The organism is Pseudomonas sp. A6, assembly GCF_052367875.1.
GTDB classification, from domain to species: Bacteria; Pseudomonadota; Gammaproteobacteria; order Pseudomonadales; family Pseudomonadaceae; genus Pseudomonas; species Pseudomonas citronellolis.
Map to the genome: position 1 here is coordinate 3,281,112 of NZ_CP198970.1, position 19,050 is coordinate 3,300,161.

Consider the following 19,050-nt stretch of genomic DNA (forward strand, 5'->3'; position numbering starts at 1 on the left):
CTTGCCCGTCGCCGGCGATCCCTGCCGTTCGTGGAATGACTATAGGGAGCGCGCCGACGGGGTGTCTAATTACATTTTCTGGGATCAATTCATACGCATACAGCGGGTTTCGGGCGCCGAAGAGGCGCTGGCGAGGGCCCCTGGCGCCTCTGTCGGTCGGGCATTTTCCAGTTGGAAATCACTGGGTTTTCTGCGCTGGTACAGGTATTTCCACTGCCGGGGCGAGGGTTGCAGCCAGCTATGACGCGAGGGGGATGGGCGCGCGCCGAGGCCGCTTGCGGGCCGACCATGACCGGGGGCGAGGGTTTGCGCAGGCCCGCGGGCTGCGTGGGGGAGTGGTCGGAGGCAGAGCGCCTGTATAACATTTGCCTGCGGACGGTATACAGAACAGCCCTCGCCGCGCCGCCCTGCCAGGCCCGCCGCGAGGCTGATGACGCCGCAACTGCCCACAAGAACTCATAGAGGCTGCCATCGGTGGAAAGACGACAATTCAGCGAAGCCATGCAAGGCAAGAATCTCCGCTTCATGGCCGAGAAGAAGGCCGACCCGCAGCGTCAGCGACGCGTGGGCTTCGTCCTGCTGGAGCACTTTTCACTGCCGGCCTTCACCCAGGCGCTGGACACGCTGGTCACCGCCAACCTGATCCGCGAGGGCGCCTTCTCGACGCACACCTTCAGCCTGGACGGCGAGCCGGTGACCAGCGACCTGGGCCTGGTCATCTGCCCCTCCGCCGCCCTGGAGAGCCGCCACCTGGACCTGGACCTGCTGGTGGTCTGTGGCGGCCTGCGCACGCCGCTGCGCGAGCTGCCCTCGCTCAACCGCCTGCTGCAGCTCGCCGACGACCGGGGCGTGGACCTGGCCGGCCTGTGGAACGGCGCCTGGTTCCTCGGCAAGGCGGGGCTGCTGGACTGCCACAAATGCGCGGTGCACCCGGAAAACCGCGCCGCCCTCGCCGAGGTGGCGAGGAACAGCGTGGTGACCGCCGAGAGCTACATCGTCGACGGCAACCGCCTGACCGCGGGGAGCCCCGCCGGCGCCTTCAACATGGTGCTGGAATGGATCAACCGCCTGTATGGCCGCGAGCTGGTCGACGGCGTGGTGGACATCCTGGCCTTCGAGGAATCCCGCTACCGGCGGACCCGCCCGGCGTTGCACGAGAAGATGTCGCAACCGCTGCGCGACGTGCTCAACCTGATGAGCGCGAACATCGAGGAGCCGCTGAGCACCGACCAGCTGTCACAGTGCGTGGGCCGCTCCAAGCGCCAGCTCGAACGCCTGTTCCAGGAACAGCTGGGCACCTCGCCGGTGCGCTACTACCTGGAGCTGCGCATCACCGAGAGCCGCCGCCTGCTGCAGCACTCGGACCTGTCCCTGGTGGAGGCGGCGCTGGCTTGCGGCTTCGTTTCGCCGAGCCACTTCAGCAAGTGCTACACCTCGTTCTTCGGCTACCCGCCGTCGAAGGAAATCCGCCACGGCTGCGTGCGTTCCGCCAGGGCGAAGTAGCTGGGCGGCGCCGCTCAGAACTGCGCCATGAGCCAGTCGCGCAGGCGGCGGCAGGCGTCGTCGTCTTCCTTGTCCTCGTTGAAGGTCAGGTAGTGCTGGCTGTCGTGCAGCACCACTTCCTGCTCCACGGGGCGCACCAGTGAGCCGTTGGCCACCAGGTGCCCCACCAGGTGGTTCCAGCCCAGCGCCACGCCCTGGTGGCTCAAGACCATCTGCACCAGCAGGTTGTAGTCGTTGGCGTTGAAGAAGTGCGGGCGCTTGCCTGGGCCGTTGTCCAGGTCGATGTTCTGGAAGGCCATCCATACGCTCCAGTCGACGTGCTCGGCCACCTGCGAGCGGCCGTAGGGGCTGAGGTTGAGCAGCACGCCTTGGCACAGGCCTTCCAGGCTGGCGATCTCCGGGTGCTGGGCGAGGTAGGCCGGGCTGCACACCGGGTAGATGACGTCGTGGACCAGCGGGTAGCTGCGGTAGCCCTCGCGGATCTTCGCCATCTTGGTGACGAAGATGTCGGGCCGCGTCCCCGGCTCCATGGAGAGGAAGTTCTGCGTGGTGATCAGGTTCAGCTCCACGTCCGGGTTGGCCTCGAAGAAGCCCGGCAGGCGATGGGCGAGCCAGAGCGCCGAGAAGGCCGGCGAGCAGCAGAGGGTGACGATCGACTTGGACGTGCTGTTGTGGCGGATGCGTTCGGCCGCCTGGGAGATGTTGACGAAGGACAGCTGCACGGCGTCGAAGAAGATCGAGCCGGCCGGGGTCAGCTCCACCGCGCGGCCCACGCGCTTGAACAGGTCGGCGCCCAGGTAGGTTTCCAGCTCGCGGATCTGCCGGCTGATCGCCGCCTGGGTGACGCACAGCGCCTCGGCCGCCCGCGTGAAGTTCTGGTACTTGGCCGCGGCCACGAAGGACTTCACCGCGCGCAGCGACGGCATCTTGATCAGCGTCTGATCGGGTTCGGTGTGTTTGACCATAACTTCAGGTAATCAAGACCTTGGAGAAAATGTCGGTTCTTTCGCGTCGGCCCCGGTCCTAGACTGCCGCAAATGCTGTGATCGCGGCGGGCTGGCAGGCTCCGTGGATGGAGGTTAGCCGAAGCGCCCGACGACAGAAAGCCTCCGCGCCGCAGGGCCCCTGCGCCAGCGCCGGACGCCGTCGCCAGCCGATCCACGCATGCACCGATCCAAACCGCGCCTGCTCTGGAGTGCATACAACAATGGATAAGAAAGCCGCTGTGCTCGACCTGATTCGCCAACGCAAGGCCCGCCACGCGCTGCCCCGCGCCGTCTATAGCGACCCCGGGGTGTACCGCCAGGACCTGGAGCAGCTCTGGCACAAGGAGTGGATCTTCGCCGGCCACACCTTCGAGCTGGAGAAGCCGGGCCAGTACCTGACGCTGCAGATCGGCGACTATCCCATCGCCGTGGTGCGCGGCGGCGACGGCCAGGTCCGGGCGTTCCACAACGCCTGCCGGCACCGCGGCTCCAAGGTGTGCACGGAAAACAGCGGCAAGGTGGCCAAGCTGGTCTGTCCCTACCACAAATGGGTGTTCGACCTGGACGGCAAGCTGCTGTTCGCCGGCAACATGGGCCCGGAATTCAACCCGGCCGACTACGGCCTGAAGCTGGCGCACTGCGAGGTGGTGAACACCTACATCTACGTGTGCGTCGCCGAGACCGCGCCGGACTTCTCGCGCTTCCGCGACGCGGTCTCGCCCTTCATCGGGCCGCACAACCTGGAAGACTGCAAGGTCGCCTTCGAATCCAACCTGGTCGAGCGCGGCAACTGGAAGCTGGTGTTCGAGAACAATCGCGAGTGCTACCACTGCGACGGCACCCACCCGGAGCTGCTCAATTCCTTCGTCGAGAACCTTTCCGTGGCCGGCGTGGGCGGTGAGGAAGACCCCGAGCTGAGCGCCCACTGGGACCGCTGCGAGGCCGCCGGCCTGCCCAGCCGCCTGGTGATGGATGAGGCGGGGCAGTTCCGCATGACGCGCATCCCGCTCTCGGCCGGCGCCGTGAGCTACACCATGGACGGCAAGCCGGCGGTGGCGCGGCGCCTGGACAAGAGCGGCGAGCCGAACATCGGCGCGCTGCTGTACTTCAACTACCCCTCCACCTGGAACCATTTCCTCGGCGACCACGCCCTGAGCTTCCGTGTGCTGCCCCAGGGCCCCAACGAGACCCTGGTGACTACCAAGTGGCTGGTGCCCAAGGATGCCCAGGAAGGCATCGACTACGACATGGAACGCCTGACCCGCGTGTGGATCGCCACCAACGACCAGGACCGGCGCCTGGTCGAGGGTGCGCAGGCGGGGGTGAACTCGCCGGCCTACGAGCCCGGCCCGTACTCCTCGATCGCCGAGAACGGCGTCTGCCAGTTCGTGGACTGGTACTGCACCGAGATGACCAGTCGTTTGGCCGACTGATTCCTTTCCCGTTCGCTGCGGACAGGCCCCGCTTCACCTTCTGGTGAAGCGGGGCTTTTTCGAATGCCCGGTCGATCTGATACCCAGGGAGCAGGTCATGCGGACCCCGCGTTTTCTTCCCGGAATGAGCGCTCATTCCCGAGGCTTTCTTCTCGTTCTGCTGGCCGCGTTCTGCTATGGCCTGCAGCCGTTGTTCGCCAGCTTCGCCTATGCCGGCGGCGCCAACCCGATCGGCCTGCTGCTGGCGCGCTTCTCCATCGCCGCCGCGGTGCTGCTGGCGCTGCTGTACCGGCAGCGCATCGGCTTGCCGAGCCTGCGCCTGGTCCGGCAGAACCTGTTGCTGGGCGTGGGCTACGGCCTGGCGGCGCTGGGCTACTACAGCGCCAGCCGGGCCAGCTCGGTGAGCCTGGCAATCATCCTCGTCTACAGCTTTCCGGCCTTCGTCACCCTGGTTTCCATCGTCTGGCTGGGGGAACGCACCAGCCTGCCGAAGCTGTTCAGCCTGTTGCTGGCGCTGGGCGGGGTGGCGCTGGCTACGGGGCTGAGCCTGGCCGGCGCTTCCATCGGCGCGCTGTGGGCACTGTTCGCGGCGATGGCCTACGGAGCGGCGGTCATCTACGGCACACACCGCGTTCGCCATGAGCACCCGCTGGCCTCGGCGGCCATCGTCCTGCTGGGCTGCGCCGCCACCTTCGCCGTCGCCGCGCTGTTCCAGCACGCCGCCTTCCCGGTGGGTGGCCAGGCGTGGCTGGCAACCCTGGGGCTGGCGGTCTTCGCCACGCTGATACCTGTCGCCGCGTTCCTTGCCGGGGCGCCGGCGATCGGTCCTTCGGCGGCGGCCACGCTGTCCACCGTCGAGCCCCTGGTGGCGGTGGCGATCGCCGTACTGCTGATGGGCGAGCGGCTGACCCTGTCGATGCTCGTCGGCGGCTGCATGGTGCTGCTGGCCGCCGTCGCCCTGGCCCGCCCGGACCCCGCGGAAACGCCGCTGGCGCCCGTGACTTAGGAACGTAGGGCGTATAACCGTTCGCGGTCATACGCCGTTGGCCGTGCCGCCGGGGGTGTCCGGCGTGGCCGGTGAATCCGATCGCGGACGGAGTCCGCTCCTACGACCGAGCTTGCCTGGGGGCCATGCACCAGGGCTTGAGAGCGCCCTCACCCCAGCCCTCTCCCGGAGGGAGAGGGGGCCGTTCGGAGTGGCCGGGAAGTCCAGAGTCATCCTGATACTCCTTACCCCCCTCGTCATTCCCGCGGACGCGGGAACCCAGTGGCTGCGGGGTTCGCGAGCAAGCTCGCTCCTACGAAAAGCAAAAGCACGCCCGCTCTTGCTCTGGCGTTTGGACTTCCAGAGAAACATCCGCGCACTCCGGAACGCCCCTTCAGAAGGCCGAGCGAAACCGGCGCTCAGGAGGTCATGCGACATGGATGTCGCGAGAGCCCCGCGGGCTACAGGGACGTACCCTCGGGGCGGGCCTCCGTGGCGGGGGAATTCGCGAGGGTAGCCCGACTCTGTCGGGCCCGTATGCGGGGCAAGCCTTTTTGGTTCCTTTTTGCGGGGGTGGCCTTCCACCGTTTGACAAAAGGGACTCGCCCGAGGGGGCGAAACAAAAAACATCCGAACACGCCGAAGCGGCGCAAACACGCCCAAACAAGAAGCCACTGGGTTCCCGCATTCGCAGGAATGACGGGGTTGCAGGATGCTGCCTAACCACCAAGCCGCTCAACCATGTAGGACTCATAACGCCCCAGGCCCCCGTGGCACAGGGCACGGACGCGGATCAATAACATCAAGTTATGGTTTTGAGCGAACAAATGTCGTTGGACGCTCGACAGGCGGAACCCTAATTTGAAGACACGCCGCCGTCGCCTTCGACGGCCGCTGTAAAGCCTTGCAGGAGCTTCTGCAGAACGGAAGGGCCGCCTCGCCAGTGGCGGCCGTGATTCTTCCGGCGGTACCGGTGCTACGAGGCCGCAAGGTCCCCGGCAGCAAGACCTTGGCCACAAGAATAAGCATAAGGTGAGGAACGTATGAGTCAGACCGACGATATCCTTTCGGTACGCAACATCTTCAAGGTCTTCGGGCCGCGCCCGAACGAAGCGATGGAGATGCTGCGCAAGGGCGCTGACAAGAACGAGATATTCCGCAAGTCCGGGCATGTCGTCGGGGTGTTCGATGCCAGCTTCTCGGTCAAGCGTGGCGAAATCTTCGTCATCATGGGCCTGTCCGGTTCCGGCAAGTCCACCATGGTTCGCCTGTTCAACCGGCTGATCGAACCCACCTCCGGCAGCATCCACCTCAACGGCCGCGAGATCACCGGGCTGTCGGACAAGGCCCTGCTCGACGTGCGGCGCAAGGAAATGGGCATGGTGTTCCAGTCCTTCGCCCTGATGCCGCACATGAGCGTGCTGGAGAACACCGCCTTCGGCCTGGAGATCGCCGGGGTAGGGGAGCAGGAACGCCACAGCCGGGCCCGCGAGGCGCTGCGCCAGGTGGGCCTGGAAGGGCACGAGCACAGCTACCCGCACCAGCTCTCCGGTGGCATGCAGCAGCGCGTCGGCCTGGCCCGGGCGCTGGCCAACGACCCCACCATCCTGCTCATGGACGAAGCCTTCTCGGCGCTCGACCCGCTGATCCGCAACGAGATGCAGGGCGAGCTGATGCGCCTGCAGGCCGAACAGCAACGCACCATCATCTTCATCTCCCACGACATCGAGGAAGCCATCCGCATCGGCCATCGCATCGCGATCATGGAAGGCGGCCGGGTGGTGCAGATCGGCACCCCCCAGGAGCTGCTGAACCAGCCCGCCAACGACTACGTGCGGACCTTCTTCAAGGGCTTCGACAGCTCGCGGGTGCTCAAGGCCGGCGACGTCGCCGAACTCGACCAGGCGGTGCTCTGCCGCCTCAACGGCAAGGGGCCGCAACCCAACGCCGGCGTGCCGTACAGCTACCTGGTCAACGAGCGCAACCAGCTGATGGGCGTCATGGGCGCCGAAGCCGGCGCCGCCGGCGAGGCGGGCGCGGGGCACTACACCCTGCACGAGCAGCACCCGGTCTACATCGACACGCCGCTGCACGACGTGCTCGACATCGTCGCCGAGCTGCCCTACCCGGTGCCGGTTCTGGATCGCAGCGGCGCGCTGCACGGCACCATTTCCAAGAACCAGCTGTTGCAGACCCTCAGCCGGCACTGAGCGCAGCCTTGCGCAACAGCCGTCCTCGTCATTCCTAGAAGCAGGTAGCGAGCATGTCCGAGTCCAGTTTCCTCGATCCCTTCCAGAACGCGGTCATTCCGCTGGGCGATTGGGTCGAAACCAGCCTGAATTTCCTGGTGCGCAATTTCCGCGATGTCTTCCACGCCATTCGCTGGCCCATCGACCACGTGCTCAACGGTTTCGAGTACGTGCTGCAGAGCGTCCCGCCGACGATCGCCATCGTGCTGGCGGCGCTGTTCGGCTGGCAGCTCGCTGGGCCGCGCATGGGCGCGCTGTGCGCCGTCACCCTGACCTTGCTGGGGCTGATCGGCGTGTGGTCCGAGTCGATGACCACGCTTTCGCTGGTGCTGACCTCCGTGCTCTTCTGCGCCGTGATCGGCATCCCGCTGGGCATCCTCTCCGCCCGCAGCGACCGCATCGAGCGCATCGTGCGCCCGCTGCTCGACGCCATGCAGACGCTGCCGGCGTTCGTCTACCTGGTGCCGGTGGTGATGCTGTTCGGCATCGGCAACGTGCCGGGCGTGCTGGTCACCATCGTGTTCGCCGTGCCGCCGCTGGTGCGCCTGACCAACCTGGGCATCCGCCAGGTGCCCGAGGACAAGATCGAGGCGGCCCGCGCCTTCGGCTGCACGCCGCGGCAGATGCTGATGCGCGTCCAGCTGCCGCTGGCCACGCCGACCATCATGGCCGGGGTGAACCAGACGCTGATGCTGTCGCTGTCGATGGTGGTGATCGCCTCGATGATCTCCGTCGGCGGGCTCGGCCAGATGGTCCTGCGCGGCATCGGCCGCCTGGACATGGGCCTGGCCACGGTCGGCGGCGTCGGCCTGGTGCTGCTGGCGATCTTCCTCGACCGCCTGACCCAGGCCATGGGCGAGCGCACCCGCTCCGACCCGAGCCGCCGCTGGTACCACAGCGGCCCGGTGGGCCTGCTGCTGCGCCTGTTCGGCAGCCAGCCGGCGCCGCACAAGGCGGCCTGAACGAGCCGCCACTGCTTTGCATTCATTCTGCCGACCCAACGAAAAGAACAAGAGGTATACAGCGATGCATTTCGAGACGTTCAAGAACAAGCTTGTGCACTGTGCCGCGGCCATCACCCTGAGCATGGTGTCGCTGTACGGGATGGCCGCCTCGGCGGACAAGCCGGGGGAGGGGGTGAAGGTCACGCCGATCTTCCCGCCGATCGCCGAGGAGCGCTTCCGCGGCGAGCTGGCCATGGCCGGCCTGCGCGAGCTGGGCTACGACGTGCAGGAGCCGAAGGAAACCGAATACGCGGCGATGATGGTGGCGCTGTCCTATGGCGATGCGGACTTCACCGTGCACTTCTGGGACAAGCTGCACGACGCCTTCTACCAGAAGGTCGACGGGCCGCACACGCTGGTCAAGGCCGGCGACGTGATCCCCGGCGTGCTGCAGGGCTACCTGATCGACAAGAAGACCGCCGAGCAGTACCACATCCGCTACATCACCGACCTGAAGAAACCGGAGATCGCCAAGCTGTTCGACACCGATGGCGACGGCAAGGCCAACCTGACCGGCTGCAACCCGGGCTGGGGCTGCGAACTGGTGATCTCCCACCACATGAAGGCCTATGACCTGGAGAACAGCGTCAACGTCAACCAGGGCTCCTACTTCGCCCTGATGGCCGACACCATCGCCCGCTATAAGCAGGGCCAGCCGATCCTCTACTTCACCTGGGTGCCGCAGTGGATCGCCGGCGTGCTGGTGGAAGGCCGCGACGTGGTCTGGCTGGAGGTGCCCAAGACCGACCTGCCCGACGGCAACAACGACGTGAACACCACCTACCAGGGCAAGAACCTGGGCTTCGCCATCGACAAGGTGGAGGCGTTGCTGAACAAGGACTTCGCCGACAAGAACCCGGTCGCGCTCAAGTTCCTTTCGCAGCTGCAGATCAGCGCCGACGACGAAAGCCAGCAGAACCTGCGCATGCAGAAGGGCGAGAACAAGCCGGCCGACGTCCGCCGCCACGCCCAGGAATGGATCGCCGCCCACCGCCAGCAGTGGGACGGCTGGCTGCAGGCCTCGCGCGCGGTCGCCAGCCAGGCCAAGCAGTGACGCCAGCGGGTGCCCGCCGCCGGGCACCCGTTCCTCCGATTCCCGATCCCCGTCTGTGGAGCCTCCACATGTCGCTTTATTCGTTCGTCCGTGAATTCCGCTTCGAGCAGGCGCCCGCGCACACCCGCGAACTCATGCAGACCTGCCTGCTGGACATCCTCGGCGTCGCCGCCGGCGCTCGCGACAATGCCACCAGCCAGGCGCTGCGCCGGTATGCCTTGAACCACTACCCGGCGGGCGTGCTTTCCAGCCGCCTGCTGTTCGACGGCCGCGCGGTGCACCCGCTGGGCGCGGCCTGGGCCGGCGGCTTCTGCGTCGACAGCCTGGATGCCCACGAAGGCCACTTCACCTCCAAGGGCCACGCCGGCGCCACCGTGGTGCCGGCGCTGCTGGCGCTGGTGGACGCCTGCCGCCAGCAGGGCCGGAGCATCAGCGGCGCGGAACTGCTCAGCGCCCTGACCATCGGCTACGAAACCGCCCTGCGCGCCGGCGCCGCGCTCATGGCCACGGCGCCGCAATACCACGCCTCCGGCGCGTTCTCCTGCATCGGCGTGGTGTGTGGCGGCGCGCGCCTGCTGGGCTTCGACGAACAGCAGTTCCGCCACGCCCTGGGCATTGCCGAATACTTCGGCCCGCGCTGCCCGATGATGCGCCTGGTGGACCACCCCTCCATGCTGCGGGACGCCCATGGCGCCGGCGCTTTCGCCGGCCTCAACGCGCTGCTGCTGGCCGAGGCCGGCGTCACCGGGGCGCCGGCCGAGACGGTCGAGTTCGACGAGGTCGCCGGCCACTGGCGCGACCTGGGCCAGCGCTGGGAGATCGACGCCCAGTACTTCAAGCCCTGGCCGGTGTGCCGCTGGGCCCAGCCGGCGCTGACCGCGCTGACCGCACTGATGGCCGAGCACCCGCAGATCCGCGGCGAGAACATCGAGCGCATCAAGGTGCAGACCTTCCACGAATCCATGCGTTTGCAGGGGCACACGCCGGCCAACGCCGACGAGGCGCAGTACGCCCTGGCCTTCCCGCTGGCGGCCCTGGCCGTGCGTGGCCAGGTGGGGCCGCTGGAGGTGACCGGGGATGCGGTGCACGCCTCGGACATCCTGGCCGTCAGCCAGCGCGTCGACATCGTCGAAAGCGACGAGCTTTCCGCGCGCTTCCCCAACGAGATCCTTTCGCGGGTCTCGGTGTCGCTCAAGGATGGCCAGGTGTTCACCAGTCCGGTGACCGCGGCCAAGGGCGACCCCGCAACCGCCATGAGCCGCGAAGAGTTCCGCGCCAAGTTCGACCTGCTGGCCGGCATCACCCTGGACGAGGCCCTCCGGCAGGAGATCGCCGGGGCGATAGCGGCGCTGCCCACCAGCGCCGATTGCGAAGGCTTGTTCGGGCTGCTGTTCGAGGCGGCCGGGCAGGGCGCCTGAGTACCGCGGCGGGCGGCCATCGTCTGTAGCGATGGCCTTTGCCGCGGCGCTCGCCGCCTTGCCCAGCGCCAGGCGGCGCCCTGCTATGGGGCCGGGTTTCTCAGCGCCTGGGTCTGCGCCAGCAGCCACTCGCGGAGCATGCGGATGCCCGTCGAGCCGGCCAGGTCGCGGCGGCAGACGAAGTAATGCTTCCTGTCGTCGGCGAAGTAGGTTTCCTGCAGGGGGCGCACCAGGCTGCCGCTGTCCAGCTGCGGCTGGACCAGGTGGCGCCAGGCCAGGCCGACGCCGACCTCCTGGTGCACCGCGTCCATGAGCATGGAGAAGTGGCTGAAGTTCATGGCCTCCCGGCTTCCGGAAACGTCCAGGCCGAACTGCCGCAACCAGAACGCCCAGTCGATGGGCGCCCACAGCCTGGCCTTCCAGTGGCTCGCGCTGAGGTTGAGCAGGGTGGCGTCCAGCAGCCCGGGCAATGTCGCGACCTGGGGATGCTGTTCGAGAAAGCCCGGGGCGCACACCGGGAACACCTCCTCGGAAAACAGGTACTCGGCCACGTAGCGCGGATGCTCCTCCAGCCCCAGGGTCACCGCCGCGGTGAAGTTCTCCTGGTAGTCGGGGTTGCCTTCGGTGCTGATCAGGTGCAGCTGCAGTTCGGGATATTGCGCGCGCAGCTGCTTCAGCCGCGGCATCAGCCACAGCTGGGCGAAGGCCGTGGTGGTGATCAGGGCGAGATGATCCTGGCCGTTGCGCCGCAGCAGGTCGCTGGAGGCGTTGGCGATGTGGTGCAGGGCCGACGACGCGGCCAGGTACAACGCATGCCCGTCGTCGGTCAGCTCGACCTTGCGGTTGCCGCGCAGGAACAGCTTGAGCCCGTAGAAGTCCTCCAGCACCTGGATCTGGCGGCTGACCGCCGCCTGGGTCACGTAGAGCTCCTCCGCCGCCATCTTGAAACTGCCGTGGCGGGCGGCGGCCTCGAAAGTCCGCAGCGCATTCAGTGGCGGCAGCGAATGCCGGAGGTTGCTCATGGGGGCTCACCCGCTATGGAAGGACGCCTGAGCAGTTAAGCAAAACTCAAGTGTGCAGGGCAGTACTTTCTCGATTTTCTTCAATGCCCAAGCGTTTCGATTAACCAAAAGTCAATCGAATGCAGCGAAGAAGTCGTTTGTCGCCGGCCCCCGGTCTGTCGATCATCGGCCTCACACATCCCACTGAGGTGCAAGGCCATGCGATTCGAAAACAGGATTGTCGTGATTACCGGTGGCGCCGGCGGCGTGGGCCAGGCGCTGGTACGGCTGTTCGCCGCCGAAGGGGCCCGGCTGATGATCTCGGACATCAACGCCGAGGGCTGCCAGGCCATGGTCGACGAGGCGCGCGCCCTGGGCGCCGAGGCCGAGTGCCTGGTCGGCAACCTGCGCGAGAAGGCGTACTGCGAGGCGATCATCGCCCGCGCGGTCGAGCGCTTCGGCGGCGTCGACATCCTGCTCAACAATGCCGGCATCATTCCCCGCGGCACGGTCGAGGAAACCACCGACGACATGTGGTTCACGGCGCTGGACGTCAACCTGAACGCCGTGTTCTTCCTCTGCCGCGCGGCGATACCGCACATGAAGCGCCGCGGCGGCGGGGCCATCGTCAACACCTCGTCGGTCTGGGGCGTCTACCCCGGCCCCGGGCACGTCGCCTACTGCACCAGCAAGGGCGCGGTGGCCGCGCTGACCAAGAACCTGGGCCGGGACGCCGCGCCCTTCGGCATCCGCGTCAATGCCGTGTGCCCGCACGAGATCAACACGCCGATGATCCGCAGCGGCTTCGAACGCCGTGGGCTGGACCCGCAAAAGGCCATCGAGGAACTGAACAGGACCGTGCCGCTGGGCCGCATCGCCGAGCCGGAGGACATCGCCGACGTGATCGCCTTCCTGGCCTCGGACCAGGCGCGCTACATCGCCGCGGAAACGCTCGAAGTCACCGGCGCCAAACCGGTTTCGGGCTGAGGAGGCCAGCATGCTGCTCAATGACAAGGTAGCCGTCGTGACCGGCGGCGGACGCGGCATCGGCCGCGGGATCAGCGAGAAACTGCTGGAGGCCGGCGCCCGCGTGCTGGTCGCCCAGCGCCAGCCGCTGGATGAAGACCTGGGCGCGAACCCCCGGGTGGCATGGTGCGAGGCCGACCTGGGCGAGCGCGAGGCGCCCTATGCCATCGCCCGCGCCGTCGAGGCGCATTTCGGCGGCGCCGACATCCTGGTCAACAATGCCGGCTTCATGTTCGAGAAATCCCTCGACGACATGCACGAGGACGATTGGGACCGCATGATGGCCGTCAACCTGCGCGCCCCGGTGTTCCTGGCCAAGGCGCTGCTGCCGCAGATGCGCCGGCGCGGCGGCGGCAGCATCGTCAATATCGGCTCCATCGAAGGCATCGGCGCCAACCCCTGGCACACCGCCTACTGCGGCTCCAAGGCCGGCGTGCATGGCTTCACCCGGGCCATGGCCGTCGACCTGGGGCGCGACGGCATCCGTTGCAACGCCATCGCCCCGGGGTGGATCAACTCGGAACTGAGCGACGCCTACATCGACGCCCAGCCGCAACCCGAGCTGGCCCGCGCCGGCCTGCTGAAGCTGCACCCGGTGGGCCGCACCGGCGAGCCCGGGGACATCGGCGGCGTCGCCGTGTTCCTGGCCAGCGACGCGGCGGCCTTCATCACCGGCCAGGTGCTAGTCGTGGACGGCGGCCGCACGGCCAAGTTGCCGCTGCCTTTCTGAGGCGCGAGCGGCGCCGGGAAGCCCACCTTGGCGGTGGGCTTTTTTCATTGCGTCGTGCGAGGGCGTTTCGAGCGCGCGGGCCCCGGCGATCTGTGCTATTTCTCCCCGGCGGTCCCGCCCTCCGGGCCGCCACGGAGACCCCCATGCCCGCCGAAGCCGCCGCGCCGTTCTCGATCCTCGTCCTGGTGTTCCCGCACTACAACCTGGCAGCCACCACGGCCTTCATCGACCCGTTTCGCGCCGCCAACTACCTGAGCGGCCACACCCATTTCCACTGGGAAGTGGTGTCGATGAACGGCGGGCCGGTGGTGGCGAGCAACGCCATGAGCACCGACACCATGGCGCTGGCCGAGGTGCAGGGCGTGCCCGACCTGGTGATGCTGTCTTCCAGCTGGAACCCGGAGACGCTGCACAGCCCGGCGCTGAGCGCGGCGCTGCGGCTGTGGGCGAGGGAAGGGGTGGTGCTCGGCGCGCTGGATACCGGCGTCTACCTGCTGGCCGAGGCCGGGCTGCTCAACGGCAAGCGCGCCACCGGGCACTACGAGCACATCGATTCGCTGAAGGAGCTGTACCCGGAGGTGGATATCTGCGAAGACATGCTGGTGATGGACGGCAAGCGCATCACCTGCTGCGGCGGCGCCGCGTCCACCGACTGCGCGCTGCACGTCATCCGCTCGCTGCACGGCGATACCCTGGCCAACGAAACCGCGCGCTACCTGTTCCACGAGCGCCTGCGCCCGCTGGGCACGCAGCAGAACCCGGAGACGCCGCAGCCGCTGGGCAACACCGTGCCGGACCTGGTCAAGCAGGCCATCCGCATCATGGAGCAGAACCTGGAGGAGGCCGTGCCGATCCCGGACATCTGCGGGCGCATCGGCATCTCCCAGCGCCAGCTCGACCGCCTGTTCAACCAGATCGTGCAGAAGAGCCCGGCGCTGTACTACCGCGACATCCGCCTGGACCGCGCGCGCTGCCTGGTGACCCAGACCGACATGTCGCTGATGGAGATCGCCGTGGCCTCGGGCTTCGCCAACCAGTCGCACTTCAGCCGCATCTACCGCGAGCGCTTCGGCCTGACGCCGCGCCGCGACCGCCTCGACGGCCGCATTCCCTTCGAGTTCCGGGCCTGGCCGATGCACCAGGTCACGCCCTGACGCCTTTCCCCCAAAGCCGCTGCTGACGCCCTGCAGCCCGCCCCGCGCGGGCGGCGGGAGCCTGCGCGCCCGGCCCAGGGCGGTCGCAAACGGGACGTTCATGTCCAAAAGCGACCATGGCCAAAAACGAAAAAAACGCGGCGAATCCTGCACATTTCCCCCGCCCCGCGACGACCACTATCGGCCCCGAGACAAGAACACAAACCCAGGAATTTCCTGTACCGGAAGGCCGCTGATATGTCTGAAGTCATCTCCAAAGTACAACTCCAGAACATCGCCCGGGGCTACCACCCGGACCCGCTGATCTCCCAGTCGCTGCGCGCGGACGCCTACGTCGACCCGCAATGGTTCCGCCTGGACCAGCAGCAGATCATCGCCAAGTCCTGGCAATGGGTCTGCCACGTGGAAAAGGTCCGCGAGCCGGGCACCTACACCACCTCGGAAATCGCCGGCAACCCCATCGCCGTGGTGCGCGACCACGACGGCAAGCTGCGCGCCTTCTACAACGTCTGCAAGCACCGCGCGCACCCGGTGCTCAGCGGCGAGGGCAAGGTCAACCGCATCATCTGCCCCTACCACTCCTGGTGCTACGGCCTGGACGGCCAGCTCAGCGGCGCGCCCCACGTCGGCGGCCTGAAGGCGTTCGACAAGGGCGAGATCCACCTCAGCCCCGTGCAGGTCGAGGAATTCTGCGGCTTCATCTTCGTCAACCTCGACCCCGCCGCGCGGCCGCTGCGCGAGCAGTCCGGCGAGTTGCAGGAGGAAATCCTGCACTGGGCGCCGGACGTCGCCAACCTGACCTTCGGCCACCGCCTGACCTACGCCATCAAGTCCAACTGGAAGAACGTCGTCGACAACTTCCTGGAGTGCTACCACTGCCCGACGGCGCACAAGGACTTCTGCACCCTGGTGGACATGAGCACCTACAAGGTGCGCACCCACGGCATCTATTCCAGCCACATGGCCGAGGCCGGCCAGGGCCGGAACAGCGCCTACGACACCTCCCAGGCCAAGGTGCGCACCCACGCGGTGTGGTGGCTGTGGCCCAACACCTGCCTGATGCGCTACCCGGGGCGCAGCTCGATGATCGTGCTGCACATCATCCCGGCCGGCCCCGACCTGACCTACGAGACCTACGACTTCTTCCTCGAAACGCCCGAGGCGAACGAGATGGAGAAGGAAGCCATCCGCTACCTCGACGAAGTGCTGCAGGTGGAGGACATCGCCCTGGTGGAGAACGTCCAGCGCGGCATGCGCACGCCGGCCTTCGAGCAGGGGCGCATCGTCACCGACCCCAACGGCTCGGGCAAGTCCGAGCACGCGCTGCACCACTTCCATGGCCTGGTGCTGGGCGCGTATGAGCAGGGAGTCGAGGCATGAGCGGCGCGCTGCAAGGGAAGGTCGCCTTCGTCACCGGCGGCCTGGGCGGGATCGGCCGCGCCATCTGCGCGCGCTTCGTCAGGGAAGGCGCCACGGTGTTCGCCGCCGACCTGAAGGAGTCCGCAACCGTGCCGGGCACGACCTTCGTCCCGCTCGACGTCAGCTCCGAGGAGAGCGTGCGCCAGGCCATGGCGACGGTGCAGGCGCGGGCCGGCAAGCTCGACGTCCTGGTCAACGCCGCCGGCATCGAGATCGAGAAGACCATCGAGCAGACCAGCCTGGAGGACTGGAACCGCATCTTCGCGGTGAACGTCACCGGCACCTTCCTGGTCTCGAAATTCGCCCTGCCGCTGCTGCGCGACAGCGGCGCGGCGAGCATCGTCAACTTCGGCTCCTACGACGGTTTCATCGCCGACCCGGGCCTGGCCGCCTACTGCGCCACCAAGGGCGCGGTGCACGCGCTGACCCGCGCCATGGCCTGCGACCACGGCCCCGAGGGCATCCGCGTCAACGCCGTCTGCCCCGGCTACGTGGACACCCCGATGCTGCGCAGCTTCTTCCGCGACCACGGCGACATCCAGAGCCTGGAAGCGGCCGTGCGCGACGTGCACCCGCTGCGCCGCTACGGCACCCCGGAGGACGTCGCCAACCTGGTGAACTGGCTCGCCGGCGACGAAGCCCGCTACGCCTCCGGGCAGTTGTGGGTGCTCGATGGCGGGCTGACCGCACAAGTCCAACAAATGAAACTGTGAGAGCGACCATGCCCAAGTCCGTCATCATCACCTGCGCCACCACCGGCGGCGTGCACACGCCGACCATGTCCGAATACCTGCCGATCACCCCGGACGAGATCGCCCGCTCGTCCATCGAGGCGGCCGAGGCGGGCGCCTCGATCATCCACCTGCATGCCCGCCACCCCGAGACCGGCAAGCCCGACCCGCGCCCCGAGCTGTTCCGCGACTTCATGGGGCAGATCAAGGGCGCCAGCGACGCGGTGCTCAACGTCTCCACCGGCGGCGGCCTGGGCATGAGCCGCGAGGAGCGCCTGCGCGCCGCGGTGAGCCTGAGCCCGGAAATGGCCTCGCTGAACGTCGGCTCAATGAACTTCGGCATCTTCCCGATGAAGGCCAGATACCCGAGCTGGAAACACGACTGGGAGCCGGCCTTCCTCGACAGCACCCGCGACTTCATCTTCCGCAACACCTTCACCGACATCGAGTACATCGTGAAGGAGCTGGACGAGGGCCACGGCACGCGCTTCGAGTTCGAGTGCTACGACCTGGGCCATCTCTACAACCTGGCCTGGGTCATCGACCAGGGCTGGATCAAGCCGCCGTTCTTCGTGCAGATGGTGTTCGGCGTGCTGGGCGGCGTCGGCGCCGACCTGGACAACCTGATGCACATGCACAGCATCGCCCAGAAGCTGTTCGGCAAGGACTACGAGTGGTCGGTGCTGGCCGCCGGCAAGAACCAGATGCACTTCGCCACCCAGGCCGCGCTGCTGGGCGGCAACCTGCGCGTCGGCCTGGAAGACAGCCTGTACATAGCGCCGGGCGAGAAGGCCAAAAGCAACGCCGAGCAGGTGCGCAAGATCCGTTCGATCGTCGAAAGCCTCGGCCTCAAGGTCGCCACGCCGGCCGAAGCCCGCGCGCGCCTGGGGCTCAAGGGTGGCGACAAGGTCGAGTTCTGAGAGGGGAGAAGCTCATGCAGACCCGAATGCTGATCGACGGCGAGCTGGTGGCGGGCGAGGGCGAGGCCCTGGCGGTGATCGACCCCGCCAGCGGCGAGCGCATCGCCCAGGTCCACGAGGCCAGTCCGCAACAGGTGGACGCCGCCGCCCGCGCGGCCGAGGAAGCCTTCCATCGTTACGGCCGCAGCACGCCCGCCGAACGCTCCGCCCTGTTGCTGGACATCGCCGACGTCATCGAGGCCCACGCGCCGGAGCTGGCCGCGCTGGAAAGCGCCAACGTCGGCAAGCCCTGGCCGTCGGCGCTGGACGACGAGATGCCGTTGACCCTCGACAGCTTCCGCTTCTTCGCCGGTGCGGCGCGCACCCTGGCGGGCGTCGCCGCCGGCGAATACGTGGCGGAGCACACCAGCCTGATCCGCCGCGACCCGCTGGGCCCGGTGGCGGCCATCGCGCCCTGGAACTACCCGCTGATGATGGCCGCCTGGAAGCTGGCCGCGCCGCTGGCGGCCGGCTGCACGGTGGTGCTCAAGCCCTCGGAGCTGACGCCGCTGTCGACCCTGCGCCTGGCCGAGCTGTTACAGGACGTGGTGCCCAAGGGCGTGGTCAACGTGATCAACGGAAGAGGAGCGAGCATCGGTGATCGTCTTATCAATGCTGCTGGGATGGAAGGCGTCAGCATCACCGGATCGCCCGCCACCGGCGCCGCGGCCATGCGCGCGGCGGCGCAGCAACTGCGCCAGGTGCATCTGGAACTGGGTGGCAAGGCGCCGGTGATCGTCTACGCCGATGCCGACGTCGACAAGCTGGTCGCCACCCTGCGCGGCACCGCGTTCTTCAATGCCGGCCAGGATTGCGCGCAACCCTGCCGCCTGCTGGTGGCCGACGCGGTCTACGAGCGGGTCGTCGCCGCACTGGCCGACGCGGTGGGTTCGATACGCACCGGCGCCCCGCGCGAGGCGGGCACCGAGATGGGCCCGCTGATCAGCCAGGCGCATCGCCAGCGCGTGGCCGGCTTCGTCGAGCGCGCCCGCGGGCGCGCCGAAGTGGTGGCCGGCGGCTTCGCCGAGGAGCGTCCCGGTTTCTTCTACCGCCCCACGGTGGTGGCCAACGTCGACAACGATGCGGAGATCGCCACCTGTGAAATCTTCGGGCCGGTGGTCACGGTGTCGCGCTTCGGCGCCGGCGACGACCCCATAGCCATCGCCAACGCCGGCCGCTACGGCCTGGCTTCCTCGGTGTGGACGCGGGACAGCGCGCGGGCCATGGCCGCCACCAGCCGCCTGCGCTACGGCTTCACCTGGGTGAACACCCACGGCGTGGCCACGCCGGAAATGCCCTGGGCGGCGATGAAGGGCTCGGGGCACGGCTGCGACATGTCGGTGTTCGCCCTCGAAGCCTACACCGCCGTCCGCCACGTCATGTTCGCGCACGGGTGAA

General features: G+C 67.6%; 16 protein-coding genes. 14 read left to right on the forward strand and 2 right to left on the reverse strand.

The features are described 5' to 3' along the window. Positions 1-474: 474 nt before the first annotated feature. Positions 475-1,503, forward strand: a complete 1,029-nt coding sequence (locus tag ACTWJ5_RS14800) for a GlxA family transcriptional regulator (protein ID WP_249919894.1) — start codon at positions 475-477, stop codon at positions 1,501-1,503. 14 nt (positions 1,504-1,517) lie between these two features. On the opposite strand, the gene ACTWJ5_RS14805 is transcribed toward ACTWJ5_RS14800, so the two are convergent. Then, positions 1,518-2,468 carry a LysR substrate-binding domain-containing protein gene (locus ACTWJ5_RS14805; protein ID WP_116425247.1) on the reverse strand — a complete coding sequence of 317 codons (951 nt, stop codon included), beginning with the start codon at positions 2,466-2,468 and terminating at the stop codon, positions 1,518-1,520. Between the two features lie 242 nt (positions 2,469-2,710). Here ACTWJ5_RS14805 and ACTWJ5_RS14810 point away from each other — a divergent pair, with 242 nt between their 5' ends. The 6 genes from ACTWJ5_RS14810 to ACTWJ5_RS14835 all read left to right on the forward strand — a co-directional run bounded on the left by ACTWJ5_RS14810 (position 2,711) and on the right by ACTWJ5_RS14835 (position 10,632). Next, complete coding sequence (locus ACTWJ5_RS14810; RefSeq protein WP_074984469.1) at positions 2,711-3,922, forward strand: aromatic ring-hydroxylating oxygenase subunit alpha; 1,212 nt, start codon at positions 2,711-2,713, stop codon at positions 3,920-3,922. 124 nt (positions 3,923-4,046) lie between these two features. Beyond that, on the forward strand, positions 4,047-4,928 hold the full coding sequence (locus ACTWJ5_RS14815) for a DMT family transporter (protein ID WP_245323034.1): 882 nt from the start codon (positions 4,047-4,049) through the stop codon (positions 4,926-4,928). 1,022 nt (positions 4,929-5,950) lie between these two features. Continuing rightward, positions 5,951-7,117 (forward strand): quaternary amine ABC transporter ATP-binding protein, encoded by a 1,167-nt coding sequence (locus ACTWJ5_RS14820; RefSeq protein ID WP_444439242.1) that lies wholly within the window; start codon positions 5,951-5,953, stop codon positions 7,115-7,117. Positions 7,118-7,170: 53 nt separating this feature from the next. Beyond that, on the forward strand, positions 7,171-8,118 hold the full coding sequence (proW, locus tag ACTWJ5_RS14825; protein ID WP_069865375.1) for a glycine betaine/L-proline ABC transporter permease ProW: 948 nt from the start codon (positions 7,171-7,173) through the stop codon (positions 8,116-8,118). 124 nt (positions 8,119-8,242) lie between these two features. Continuing rightward, positions 8,243-9,214 carry a glycine betaine/L-proline ABC transporter substrate-binding protein ProX gene (proX, locus tag ACTWJ5_RS14830; RefSeq protein ID WP_444439593.1) on the forward strand — a complete coding sequence of 324 codons (972 nt, stop codon included), beginning with the start codon at positions 8,243-8,245 and terminating at the stop codon, positions 9,212-9,214. A 68-nt stretch (positions 9,215-9,282) separates the two neighbouring features. Next, the gene (locus tag ACTWJ5_RS14835; protein WP_444439245.1) at positions 9,283-10,632 is read left to right on the forward strand and encodes an MmgE/PrpD family protein; all 1,350 of its coding nucleotides are present in this window, start codon (positions 9,283-9,285) and stop codon (positions 10,630-10,632) included. Between the two features lie 83 nt (positions 10,633-10,715). On the opposite strand, the gene ACTWJ5_RS14840 is transcribed toward ACTWJ5_RS14835, so the two are convergent. Next, positions 10,716-11,654, reverse strand: a complete 939-nt coding sequence (locus ACTWJ5_RS14840) for a LysR substrate-binding domain-containing protein (protein WP_444439247.1) — start codon at positions 11,652-11,654, stop codon at positions 10,716-10,718. A 198-nt stretch (positions 11,655-11,852) separates the two neighbouring features. Here ACTWJ5_RS14840 and ACTWJ5_RS14845 point away from each other — a divergent pair, with 198 nt between their 5' ends. From ACTWJ5_RS14845 to ACTWJ5_RS14875, 7 genes are all read left to right on the forward strand, one after another. Further along, positions 11,853-12,620: an SDR family NAD(P)-dependent oxidoreductase gene (locus ACTWJ5_RS14845; protein WP_444439249.1), complete on the forward strand. Its 768-nt coding sequence runs from the start codon at positions 11,853-11,855 to the stop codon at positions 12,618-12,620. A gap of 10 nt (positions 12,621-12,630) precedes the next feature. Next, positions 12,631-13,389 (forward strand): SDR family NAD(P)-dependent oxidoreductase, encoded by a 759-nt coding sequence (locus ACTWJ5_RS14850; RefSeq protein ID WP_444439251.1) that lies wholly within the window; start codon positions 12,631-12,633, stop codon positions 13,387-13,389. A gap of 143 nt (positions 13,390-13,532) precedes the next feature. Next, positions 13,533-14,543, forward strand: coding sequence for a GlxA family transcriptional regulator (locus ACTWJ5_RS14855; RefSeq protein WP_444439253.1), 1,011 nt, complete (start codon positions 13,533-13,535; stop codon positions 14,541-14,543). 237 nt (positions 14,544-14,780) lie between these two features. Continuing rightward, positions 14,781-15,923 carry an aromatic ring-hydroxylating oxygenase subunit alpha gene (locus tag ACTWJ5_RS14860; RefSeq protein WP_444439255.1) on the forward strand — a complete coding sequence of 381 codons (1,143 nt, stop codon included), beginning with the start codon at positions 14,781-14,783 and terminating at the stop codon, positions 15,921-15,923. After that, entirely contained in the window at positions 15,920-16,675 is a 756-nt protein-coding gene (locus ACTWJ5_RS14865) for an SDR family NAD(P)-dependent oxidoreductase (protein ID WP_444439257.1), read from the forward strand. The genes ACTWJ5_RS14860 and ACTWJ5_RS14865 overlap by 4 nt, the downstream gene beginning before the upstream one ends. Before the next feature lie 8 nt (positions 16,676-16,683). Beyond that, positions 16,684-17,613, forward strand: coding sequence for a 3-keto-5-aminohexanoate cleavage protein (locus tag ACTWJ5_RS14870; protein ID WP_444439259.1), 930 nt, complete (start codon positions 16,684-16,686; stop codon positions 17,611-17,613). 14 nt (positions 17,614-17,627) lie between these two features. Beyond that, complete coding sequence (locus tag ACTWJ5_RS14875) at positions 17,628-19,049, forward strand: aminobutyraldehyde dehydrogenase (protein ID WP_444439261.1); 1,422 nt, start codon at positions 17,628-17,630, stop codon at positions 19,047-19,049. Position 19,050: the final 1 nt, after the last annotated feature.

Coding starts and splice junctions, on each gene's coding strand:
- ACTWJ5_RS14805 (WP_116425247.1), bottom strand. CDS start 2,468: ATGGTCAAACACACCGAACCCGATCAGACGCTGATCAAGATGCCGTCG.
- ACTWJ5_RS14810 (WP_074984469.1), top strand. CDS start 2,711: ATGGATAAGAAAGCCGCTGTGCTCGACCTGATTCGCCAACGCAAGGCC.
- ACTWJ5_RS14815 (WP_245323034.1), top strand. CDS start 4,047: ATGAGCGCTCATTCCCGAGGCTTTCTTCTCGTTCTGCTGGCCGCGTTC.
- ACTWJ5_RS14820 (WP_444439242.1), top strand. CDS start 5,951: ATGAGTCAGACCGACGATATCCTTTCGGTACGCAACATCTTCAAGGTC.
- proW (WP_069865375.1), top strand. CDS start 7,171: ATGTCCGAGTCCAGTTTCCTCGATCCCTTCCAGAACGCGGTCATTCCG.
- proX (WP_444439593.1), top strand. CDS start 8,243: ATGGTGTCGCTGTACGGGATGGCCGCCTCGGCGGACAAGCCGGGGGAG.
- ACTWJ5_RS14835 (WP_444439245.1), top strand. CDS start 9,283: ATGTCGCTTTATTCGTTCGTCCGTGAATTCCGCTTCGAGCAGGCGCCC.
- ACTWJ5_RS14840 (WP_444439247.1), bottom strand. CDS start 11,654: ATGAGCAACCTCCGGCATTCGCTGCCGCCACTGAATGCGCTGCGGACT.
- ACTWJ5_RS14845 (WP_444439249.1), top strand. CDS start 11,853: ATGCGATTCGAAAACAGGATTGTCGTGATTACCGGTGGCGCCGGCGGC.
- ACTWJ5_RS14850 (WP_444439251.1), top strand. CDS start 12,631: ATGCTGCTCAATGACAAGGTAGCCGTCGTGACCGGCGGCGGACGCGGC.
- ACTWJ5_RS14855 (WP_444439253.1), top strand. CDS start 13,533: ATGCCCGCCGAAGCCGCCGCGCCGTTCTCGATCCTCGTCCTGGTGTTC.
- ACTWJ5_RS14860 (WP_444439255.1), top strand. CDS start 14,781: ATGTCTGAAGTCATCTCCAAAGTACAACTCCAGAACATCGCCCGGGGC.
- ACTWJ5_RS14865 (WP_444439257.1), top strand. CDS start 15,920: ATGAGCGGCGCGCTGCAAGGGAAGGTCGCCTTCGTCACCGGCGGCCTG.
- ACTWJ5_RS14870 (WP_444439259.1), top strand. CDS start 16,684: ATGCCCAAGTCCGTCATCATCACCTGCGCCACCACCGGCGGCGTGCAC.
- ACTWJ5_RS14875 (WP_444439261.1), top strand. CDS start 17,628: ATGCAGACCCGAATGCTGATCGACGGCGAGCTGGTGGCGGGCGAGGGC.